At 73.4% G+C, this 8,558-nt stretch carries 8 protein-coding genes and 1 pseudogene; 6 read left to right on the forward strand and 3 right to left on the reverse strand.

Annotation, left to right across the window (positions count from 1 at the left end):
* On the reverse strand, positions 1 to 893 hold an 893-nt coding region (locus tag H5J29_RS12700), incomplete at its 3' end, for a sensor histidine kinase (protein WP_181781144.1).
* A 186-nt stretch (positions 894 to 1,079) separates the two neighbouring features.
* Here H5J29_RS12700 and H5J29_RS12705 point away from each other — a divergent pair.
* Entirely contained in the window at positions 1,080 to 1,487 is a 408-nt protein-coding gene (locus H5J29_RS12705; RefSeq protein ID WP_181781145.1) for a DUF1707 SHOCT-like domain-containing protein, read from the forward strand.
* Between the two features lie 39 nt (positions 1,488 to 1,526).
* On the opposite strand, the gene H5J29_RS12710 is transcribed toward H5J29_RS12705, so the two are convergent.
* Positions 1,527 to 2,162 (reverse strand): class II aldolase/adducin family protein, encoded by a 636-nt coding sequence (locus H5J29_RS12710; RefSeq protein ID WP_312858183.1) that lies wholly within the window; start codon positions 2,160 to 2,162, stop codon positions 1,527 to 1,529.
* Between the two features lie 259 nt (positions 2,163 to 2,421).
* Here H5J29_RS12710 and H5J29_RS12715 point away from each other — a divergent pair, with 259 nt between their 5' ends.
* Entirely contained in the window at positions 2,422 to 3,285 is an 864-nt protein-coding gene (locus H5J29_RS12715; RefSeq protein WP_181781146.1) for a protein-sorting L,D-transpeptidase LdtCP, read from the forward strand.
* Between the two features lie 11 nt (positions 3,286 to 3,296).
* Positions 3,297 to 4,169, forward strand: coding sequence for a choice-of-anchor P domain-containing protein (locus tag H5J29_RS12720; protein ID WP_181781147.1), 873 nt, complete (start codon positions 3,297 to 3,299; stop codon positions 4,167 to 4,169).
* Between the two features lie 51 nt (positions 4,170 to 4,220).
* On the opposite strand, the pseudogene ligD reads toward H5J29_RS12720, so the two are convergent.
* Positions 4,221 to 4,712, reverse strand: a pseudogene (gene ligD, locus H5J29_RS12725) (non-homologous end-joining DNA ligase LigD); the annotation flags it as partial.
* Positions 4,713 to 4,739: 27 nt separating this feature from the next.
* On the opposite strand from ligD, the gene H5J29_RS12730 reads away from it, so the two are divergent.
* The 3 genes from H5J29_RS12730 to H5J29_RS35850 form a co-directional block, all read left to right on the forward strand.
* A complete protein-coding gene (locus H5J29_RS12730; protein WP_246393795.1) occupies positions 4,740 to 5,348 on the forward strand; it encodes a DUF1206 domain-containing protein in 609 nt (202 codons plus the stop codon).
* Between the two features lie 157 nt (positions 5,349 to 5,505).
* Positions 5,506 to 7,521, forward strand: coding sequence for an ethylmalonyl-CoA mutase (locus H5J29_RS12735; protein ID WP_181781149.1), 2,016 nt, complete (start codon positions 5,506 to 5,508; stop codon positions 7,519 to 7,521).
* A 70-nt stretch (positions 7,522 to 7,591) separates the two neighbouring features.
* Positions 7,592 to 8,558: FtsK/SpoIIIE domain-containing protein (locus tag H5J29_RS35850; RefSeq protein ID WP_446686476.1), on the forward strand; the 967-nt coding region annotated here is incomplete at its 3' end.

The raw sequence follows: 8,558 nt of genomic DNA on the forward strand, positions 1-8,558 counted from the left end.
TCCTGGACGATCCGGTACGCGGCGAGGTCCACGGTGGGTGGCAGGTCCGGGGCGGCGACGGTCGCGTCGACGGGCAGCCCGGCGGTCTCGTTGTCCGCGACGAGCCGGTCCAGCACGCCGAGCCCGGCGGTCGGCGCCCGGGGCGGCTCCTCGTCGATCCCGCGCAGGACGCCGAGCGTGGACCGCATCTCCCGCAGCAGGTCCCCGCTGGCGTCCTTGATCGTCGCGAGGGCGCGGCGGGCCTGCTCCGGGTCCTCGTCGATGAGGTAGAGCGCGACGCCCGCCTGCACGTTGATCAGCGAGACGTGGTGGCCGAGGACGTCGTGCAGCTCGCGGGCGATCCGCAGCCGCTCCTCGCCTGCCTGCCGCCGCTCGGTCTCCTCGCGGGCGGCGCGGGCCTGCGCGCGCCGTTCCTGCCGGGCCCGCCACAGCTCACAGCCCGCGACGTACGCCGAGAGCCAGGCCAGCAGCGTCAGGGTGCCTTCCCAGGACACCACCCCGCCCCGGACCGTCACCTGCAGGAGCAGCCCGACGGCGACGGCGGCCACGGTCGCCCCGTAGGCGAGCCTGCGGTCGCCGATCGCGACGACCTGCGCCACCGCGACCAACGACGGCACCACGACCGGCCCGAACGCGTACCCGAGGCCCAGGTAGACGAGCAGGACCGCGGCGCACCCGAGCAGCACCGCCCGCGGGAGCGCGAAGCGGACCACGAGCAGCAGCGGGCCGAGCACGATCAACGCGATCCCGACGGCGTCGAGCGGGCGCTGGTCCGGCACGAAGTTCGGGATGTTGCGCGCGGCCACCAGCGCGATCGGGATCCACACCAGCGGCAGCACCAGGTTCGGCCCGACGCCGCGCCAGGCGCGCTCGCGGAACCCCTGCACGGTCACCCCCCGAGCCTAGAGACGCCGGACCCGTGCCGGCGTCGCCCCGCGGGGGACCGGCGGCGTACTCCCGGGGGAGTACGGGCGGGGGTCCGGGGCGTACCGGAGCGGCAGGTCAGGTCGCTCCCGTGGACCGACGCGCGCGGCGCCGGTCCGCGACACCGTGGAGCGGTACCGATCGAAGGGGGAGACATGAACGAGAACATCCGGATCTCCGACGCCGAGCGCGAGACCGTCGCCGTCCGCATCCGGGACGCGGCGGCCGAGGGCAGGCTCACGCTCGACGAGGCCGACGAGCGGCAGCGCGCGATCTACGAGGCGAGGGTCGCGGGCGACCTGGAGCCCCTGGTGGCGGATCTGCCGGAGCCGCCCGCACCCGCCGTGCCGCGCCGGGCCGCGCTGACCCCGCAGGCCCGCCGCAGGCTGATGATCCACGCCGCGATCGGCGCGGCCTTCACCCTGCTGCTGGTGGTCCGCTGGGTGGCGGGCCCGGTGCCGTTCTTCTGGCCGGCGGGTCCGCTCTTCTGGATCGTCGTGAGCGTCGCCGGGCATTACCTGTGGTCGACCCGCCGCAGGCCCGCCCCCGCCCGACAGCGGTGAGCGACCGGCACTCTCGTCGACCGGATGTGCGCGAGAGTGTCAGCCGGGCCGGCCGTAGGTCTGCAGCGCCCGTGCGGCCTCGGCCAGCTCGGCGTCGGACAGGATCGTCGGGTCGCCGAGGAGGCGCGCGCGGTGGTAGAGGCCGCAGAGCCATTCCAGGAGCTCGGCTCGGTCGTAGGCCTCGGCGAGGGTGCGGCCGTGGGTCGTGGCGCCGTGGTTGCGCAGCAGGACCGCGCTCCGCCCCGCCATCGCCCGCGCCGCCTCCTCGGCCAGCTCGGCCGAGCCGTACCGGGCGTAGGGCGCGACCCGGACCGGCCCGCCGAGCCGCATCACCAGGTAGTGGATCCCGGGCAGCTCGTCGACCACGGTGGACAGCGCGGTGCCCATCGGCGGGTGTGTGTGGACGACCGCGCCCGCCTCAGTCTCCCGGTAGACCGCCAGGTGCATCGGCAGCTCCGAGCTGGGCGCGGGTCCCTCGACCACCGGGCGCCCGCCGAGGTCCACGATGCACACCTGCTCGGGCGTGAGCCTCGCGTAGTCCACTCCGGTCGGGGTGATCGCGACGAACTCCCCCCGCCGCTCGCTCACGTTCCCCGAGGTCCCCACGGCGAGCCCCGCCGCGGCCATCCGCAGGCAGTACTCCACGACCCGCGCCCGCTCCTCCGCCATCAGCACGGGCACCACTCTGCCGGAATCACGCTGTGTGGTGACATCGCCCGATTCGGCCACGATCAGTCACTGCGACGAGTCGACGATCGGTCGGACGGACGGCGCGGTTCGCCCGTCGGGCGCGTTCTCTCGGCCGTTTGCCGCGACGGAGTGCTATCGGCGCGGAACGCACCGTCACCTCATCGGGTACCCCTCGTTTCACGGGCGTGCACGCAGAGTCGGTCGCCCCCCGCCGCCCCTCCCGCAACCGGTCGTGGTGAGCCCCATGGCCAACCACACCCTCCCGCCGCGTCCGCGCACCGCGCGGCCCCGCAGGCGTCCCACCCGGTTCGCGCTCGCGGGCTGGTCCGCCGTCGGCGTCGTCGCGGTGCTCGCCCTGGTCCTGGGCCTCGGGCTGACCCTCGGCGGCGCCCCCTCGCCGGTCGGGCAGCAGGGCGAGGCGGGGACGCAGGCGCAGCCCGTAGCGGTCGACCCGGCCACGCTGCCGGAGAGCAGCACCTACACCGAGCTCACCGGCGCAGTGCCGGACCCCGCGCCGGACCGCGCCACCGACGGCCGCGTCGCGCACCCCGTTCGCGAGACCGTCGTGCACGACGGCCCCGGCGGCACCCCGTTCGCCCGGATGCCGGTCACCCAGGTCGGCGACACCTGGCTGCCCGTGCTGGAGCAGCGCGGGGACTGGGTGCGGGTGCTGCTGCCCTCGCGGCCCGCGTCGTCGACGGGCTGGCTGACGGTCGAGGACCTCGAGATCAAGACGACGCCGTACCGGGTCGAGGTGCACCTGGCCTCGCGGACGCTGCAGCTCTTCGAGGACGGCACGCAGGTCGCGCAGTGGACCGTCGGCATCGGCAAGCCGGACGCCCCGACCCCGACCGGCCGCACCTTCCTGCTGGGCGCCTTCACCGACGCGAAGCAGACCTACTCGCCGGTGATCCTCCCGCTCGGCACGCACAGCCCCACGCACGACACCTTCGGCGGCGGTCCCGGCACCGTCGCCATCCACACCTGGCCCACCGCCGACGTCTACGGCGAGGCCACCAGCGACGGGTGCATCCGGGTGCCCGCCGACGCCCTCCGGCAGCTGAGCACGGTGCCCCTCGGCACGCTCGTCATGATCGACAACTCGTGAAAGGGACCCGCGTGAAGACCCAGAAGTTCGCAGGAGCCGCGGTCGGTGCCGCCACGGCCGCCACCGTGTTCCTCCTCGGCTCGACGGCCGCGTCCGCGGACCCCCAGGTCACGGCGTCGGCGTCGCTGCTCACCGTCAGTGGCGCGATCAGCGTCAGCCCCTCGCCCTACGCGCAGTCCGTGGACGGCGAACCCGACCACCAGGAGCTGGCCTCGATCGGGCTGATCCCGAGCCTGAACGACAGCGGGATCGCGGCCTCGCTGCTGGCCGTCGACGCCGAGGGGCACTGGGCGCAGGCGAGCGTGGCGCGGCTCGACATCCTCGAGCTGGTCAAGGCGGACCTGGTCAAGACGTGGTGCGACGGGGACGAGGGCGGGCTCGACCTCGTCGGCGCGAGCATCCTCGGACAGCCGCTGACCGCCACGCAGCCGGGGACCACGGTGGACGTCTCGCCGCTGATCAAGGTCGAGCTGAACAAGCAGACCCGCCGGGACGGCACACTGACCGTCGAGGGCCTGAAGGTGACCGTGCTGCCGTCGGCGAAGAACCGCGCGGAGACGCTGACGGACAAGGAGAAGGCCGCGGCCCCGGAGCTGGTCGGCCTGCTGGGCGGGGACGCCTCGAAGCTGCCGCTGCTGCGTACCGTCGGCGACCTGCTCGACGCCCTGCACGCGGGCTCGGACAGCCTGCTCACCGTCACCGTCGGCACCGCGAGCTGCACGTTCGACGAGGAGTCGGCCGAGGAGCCCGCCGACGACGAGCACGGCGACCCGCCCGCCGAGTCCTCGGACGAGCCCGCCGAGGAGGTCGCCGTCCCCGCCTCGCACCGCGAGGCCGCGCCGACGCCCACGATCGTCCCGCTGCACCTGCCCGTCACCGGCTGAGCCGGGGGAGACCGGGAGCCGGGGCCGCGTGGGGGCGGTCCCGGCTCCGTGTCATCCGGACTGGGCGCGCTTGCGCCGCTTGCCCTCGTGCATCGCCTGCACGCGCGCGACGGGGATCGTGTGCCCCTCGGCGACGACCGCCTCGGGCAGGGTCTGCGGGGCGGGCAGCAGCTCGGTCCACGACGGACGGTCGGCGAGCAGGTCCGGCGCGGTGCGGATGGTGAAGTCGCCGGGCGACACCGAGTCCAGCTCGGACCAGTCCACCGGGAAGGACACCGGCAGGCCTGGCCGGACCCGCGGGCTGTACGCGGCGACCACGGTCGCGCCGCCCGCCCGCGTGGAGTCCACGAACACCTTGCCCTCCCGCTCCTCCTTCACGAACGCCGTCGTCGCGATGGCCGGGTCGAGGGCGGCGGCCCGCGCGGCGAGGGCTCGGGTGGCGGCCGCGGCGTCGTCGAACGCGGTGTGCACCAGGGGGACCACGATGTGCAGGCCCTTGGCGCCGCTGGTCTTCACCGCCCCGGCGAGCCCCGCGGCGGACAGCGTACACTCTTTCCCTTCGGCATCGTCTTGCTCTGGTTGTTGTTCGTCGGGTTCGTCTGCGTGGTCGTGTGGCGCGTGACGACGGCGCTGTTCGGGTTCGGCTACGTGACCGACGACAAGAAGAAGCTGGTCAAGCGCCTGGTGTGCGCCGGGCAGGCCGTCGTCTACGCCGTGCTGGCCGCGGCCACCGCGACCACGGCGATCAACGGTCGCGCCCAGGGCGGCGGGGGCAGCACCGCCACCGCGGGTGTGCTGGGCCTGCCCGGCGGGCAGGTCATCGTGGCGATCGTCGGCGTCGGGATCGTGGTCGGCGGCGGCGTGATGGTGTGGCACGGCTGGAAGAAGAAGTTCACCGAGGACCAGGACCTCGCCGGTGCCGACCGGCACGCCCGCACGGTGAACGAGCGCACCGGGCAGGTCGGCTACATCGCGAAGGGCATCGCGTTCGGGGTGCTGGGCGTGCTCGTCGTCTCGGCGGCGATCCGCTTCGACCCCGCCCAGGCCAACGGCCTCGACTCCGCCCTCAAGGCCCTCGCCGCCCAGCCCTTCGGTGTGGTGCTGCTGGCGGTGGTGGCGCTGGGGATCGCGGCCTACGGCGTCTTCTGCTTCTTCGACGCGAGGTACCACCGCGTCTGACCCCTCCGATCGGGGAGGGACTGGACCGGTCGAGTGCGTGGTTTTCCGTGCAGTCGCGTACTTTCTCACCCAGACAGGTGTGACGACGTCCGTTCGTCGGGGGTGGCGAGAGCTACCGCCCAGTACGATCCGGAGGTCTTCGACGTGGAGGTGTCCGGTGCCGTACCCGACCGACCGTGAGCGCGACCGCCCCTGGGTGATCCGCACCTATGCCGGGCACTCTTCCGCGGAGAAGTCCAACGCGCTGTACCGGCGCAACCTCGCGAAGGGGCAGACCGGCCTCTCGGTGGCGTTCGACCTGCCCACCCAGACCGGCTACGACCCGGACGACGAGCTGGCCAAGGGCGAGGTCGGCAAGGTCGGCGTGCCCGTCAGCCACATAGGCGACATGCGCACGCTGTTCGACGGCATCCCGATCGCCGAGGCCAACACCTCGATGACGATCAACGCGCCCGCGATGTGGCTGCTCGCGCTCTACACCGCGGTCGCGGAGGAGCAGGCGGACGCCTCCGGCATGGACATCGCCGAGGTCCGCGCCAAGCTCGCCGGGACCACGCAGAACGACATCGTCAAGGAGTACCTGTCCCGCGGGACGTACGTGTTCCCGCCGGCGCCGAGCCTGCGGCTGATCACGGACATGGTGGCCTGGTCGGTCACCGAGATCCCGAAGTGGAACCCGATCAACATCTGCAGCTACCACCTGCAGGAGGCGGGCGCCACGCCGGCGCAGGAGCTGGCGTACTCGCTGTCCACCGCCATCGCGGTGCTGGACTCCGTGCGCGACTCCGGCCAGGTCCCGCAGGAGCGGTTCGGCGACGTCGTCGGGCGGATCTCGTTCTTCGTCAACGCCGGGCTGCGGTTCGTCGAGGAGATGTGCAAGCTCCGTGCCCTGGGCCGGATGTGGGACACGATCACCAAGGAGCGCTACGGGGTCGAGAACCCCAAGCAGCGCCGGATGCGCTACGGCGTGCAGGTGAACTCGCTGGGGCTCACCGAGGCCCAGCCGGAGAACAACGTCCAGCGGATCGTGCTGGAGATGCTGGCCGTCACGCTGTCGAAGGACGCCCGCGCCCGCGCGATCCAGCTCCCGGCCTGGAACGAGGCGCTGGGACTGCCCCGGCCCTGGGACCAGCAGTGGGCGCTGCGCATGCAGCAGGTGCTGGCGTTCGAGACGGACCTGCTCGAGTACGAGGACATCTTCGAGGGCTCGAAGGTCATCGAGGCCAAGGTCGCCGAGCTGGTCGAGGCGGCACAGACCGAGATCGACCGAGTGCAGGAGATGGGCGGGGCGGTCGCCGCCGTCGAGAACGGCTACATGAAGGGCGAGCTGGTCAGCGCCCTGGCCGAGCGACGCCGTCGGATCGAGTCCGGCGAGGACGTGGTGGTGGGCGTCAACAGGTTCGACACCACCGAGCCCAGCCCGCTGCAGGGGGACGCCGCCGCGATCGAGACCGTCGACCCGGCCACCGAGGCCGCGGCGATCGCCGCGATCAAGGAGTGGCGCGCCGACCGGGACCAGGCCGTCGTGTCCGAGACCCTCAAGGCCCTGCAGGACGCCGCCAAGACGGACGAGAACCTCATGCAGTACTCGATCGACTGCGCCAAGGCGGGCGTGACGACGGGGGAGTGGGCCGGGGCGCTGCGCGAGGTGTTCGGGGAGTTCCGGGCGCCGACCGGGGTGTCGGCGGCCGTCGCGAGCGGGGAGGCGGCCGTGGAGATCGCAGAGGTCCGCGAGCGGGTGCGCGCGACCGGCGAGGAGCTCGGCTCGCGGCTGCGCATGCTGGTGGGCAAGCCGGGGCTCGACGGCCACTCCAACGGCGCCGAGCAGGTCGCCGTCCGGGCGCGCGACGTCGGCTTCGAGGTCGTCTACCAGGGCATCCGCCTCACCCCGGCGCAGATCGTGGCCGCCGCGGTGCAGGAGGGCGTGCACGTGGTGGGGCTGTCGATCCTGTCCGGCTCGCACCTGGAGGTCGTGCCCGCGGTCGTCGACGGGCTGCGTGCCCAGGGCGCGGACGACGTGCCGGTGATCGTCGGCGGGATCATCCCGGCCGAGGACGCGAAGCTCCTCAGGGAGAAGGGCGTCGCCGCGGTCTTCACGCCGAAGGACTACCAGCTCACCGAGATGATGGATGAGATCGTCACGCTGGTCCGAGGCGTGCACGGCCTCGACTGAGCGCGGCTCCCGGTGCGTGCGGGAGTACAAGATCGCACGTTTCGTGCGCTCAGCGCGGCAAGATCGCTGGTTGCGTGTCGACCTCAAGGAGTCCGCGGCCGGAGGCAGTGGGCCGCACGGGCTCTGCGTGGGCGCGACGGGCTCCGGGAAGAGTGAGCTCCTGCGCGCCCTGGTGGTGGGGCTGGTGCTGACCCACGGGCCGGACGAGCTGAACCTCGTGCTCGTGGACTTCAAGGGCGGCGCCACGTTCCTCGGTCTGACGGGTCTGCCGCACGTCTCCGCGGTGATCACCAACCTCGCCGACGAACTGTCCCTCGTGGACCGGATGGCGGACGCCGTCACCGGCGAGATCACCCGGCGGCAGGAGCTGTTGCGGGCGGCCGGGAACCTGGTGGGCGTCGGCGAGTACGAGCGGGCGCGGTCCGCCGACCCGGGCCTGGCGCCGCTGCCGGTGCTGTTGATCGTCGTGGACGAGTTCTCGGAGCTGGTGGCGCGCAGGCCCGAGCTGGTGGACCTGTTCGTCACGGTCGGACGGCTGGGTCGCTCGCTCGGCCTGCACCTGCTGCTGGCCTCGCAGCGGCTGGACGAGGGCAGGCTGCGGGGGCTGGAGTCGCACCTGTCGTACCGGATCGCGCTGCGCACGTTCTCGGCGTCGGAGTCCCGCGCGGTGCTCGGCGTGCCCGACGCCTTCGCCCTCCCGCCCACCCCGGGCTCGGCGATCCTCGCGGCGGGCACCGACCAGCTCGTCCGGTTCCGCGGTGCGTACGTCTCCGGGGTGGTGCGGCCCGAGCGGAGCCCGGTCGCGCGCCGTGCGCACCGGTTCACCGCGGCCCGGGTGGCGGCGCCTGCGGCCGCGCCGTCGCAGGCCGGTTCCGGATCGGTGCTGGAGACCGCGGTCGCGGCCGTCAGCGCGCTCGGAGGTCCAGCGGCACATCGGGTCTGGCTCCCGCCGCTGGACGACCCGCCGCCGCTGGCCGAGCTCCCGACGGGTGGCGCGCTGCGGGTCCCGGTGGGGCTCGTGGACCGGCCCGCCCGGC

This window comes from Pseudonocardia pini, from assembly GCF_013870575.1.
Taxonomy (GTDB): domain Bacteria; phylum Actinomycetota; class Actinomycetes; order Mycobacteriales; family Pseudonocardiaceae; genus Pseudonocardia; species Pseudonocardia pini.

What these genes read in the sequence shown, in the direction of transcription:
- H5J29_RS12705 (WP_181781145.1), top strand. Translation starts at nt 1,080, where the DNA reads ATGAACGAGAACATCCGGATCTCCGACGCCGAGCGCGAGACCGTCGCC.
- H5J29_RS12715 (WP_181781146.1), top strand. Translation starts at nt 2,422, where the DNA reads ATGGCCAACCACACCCTCCCGCCGCGTCCGCGCACCGCGCGGCCCCGC.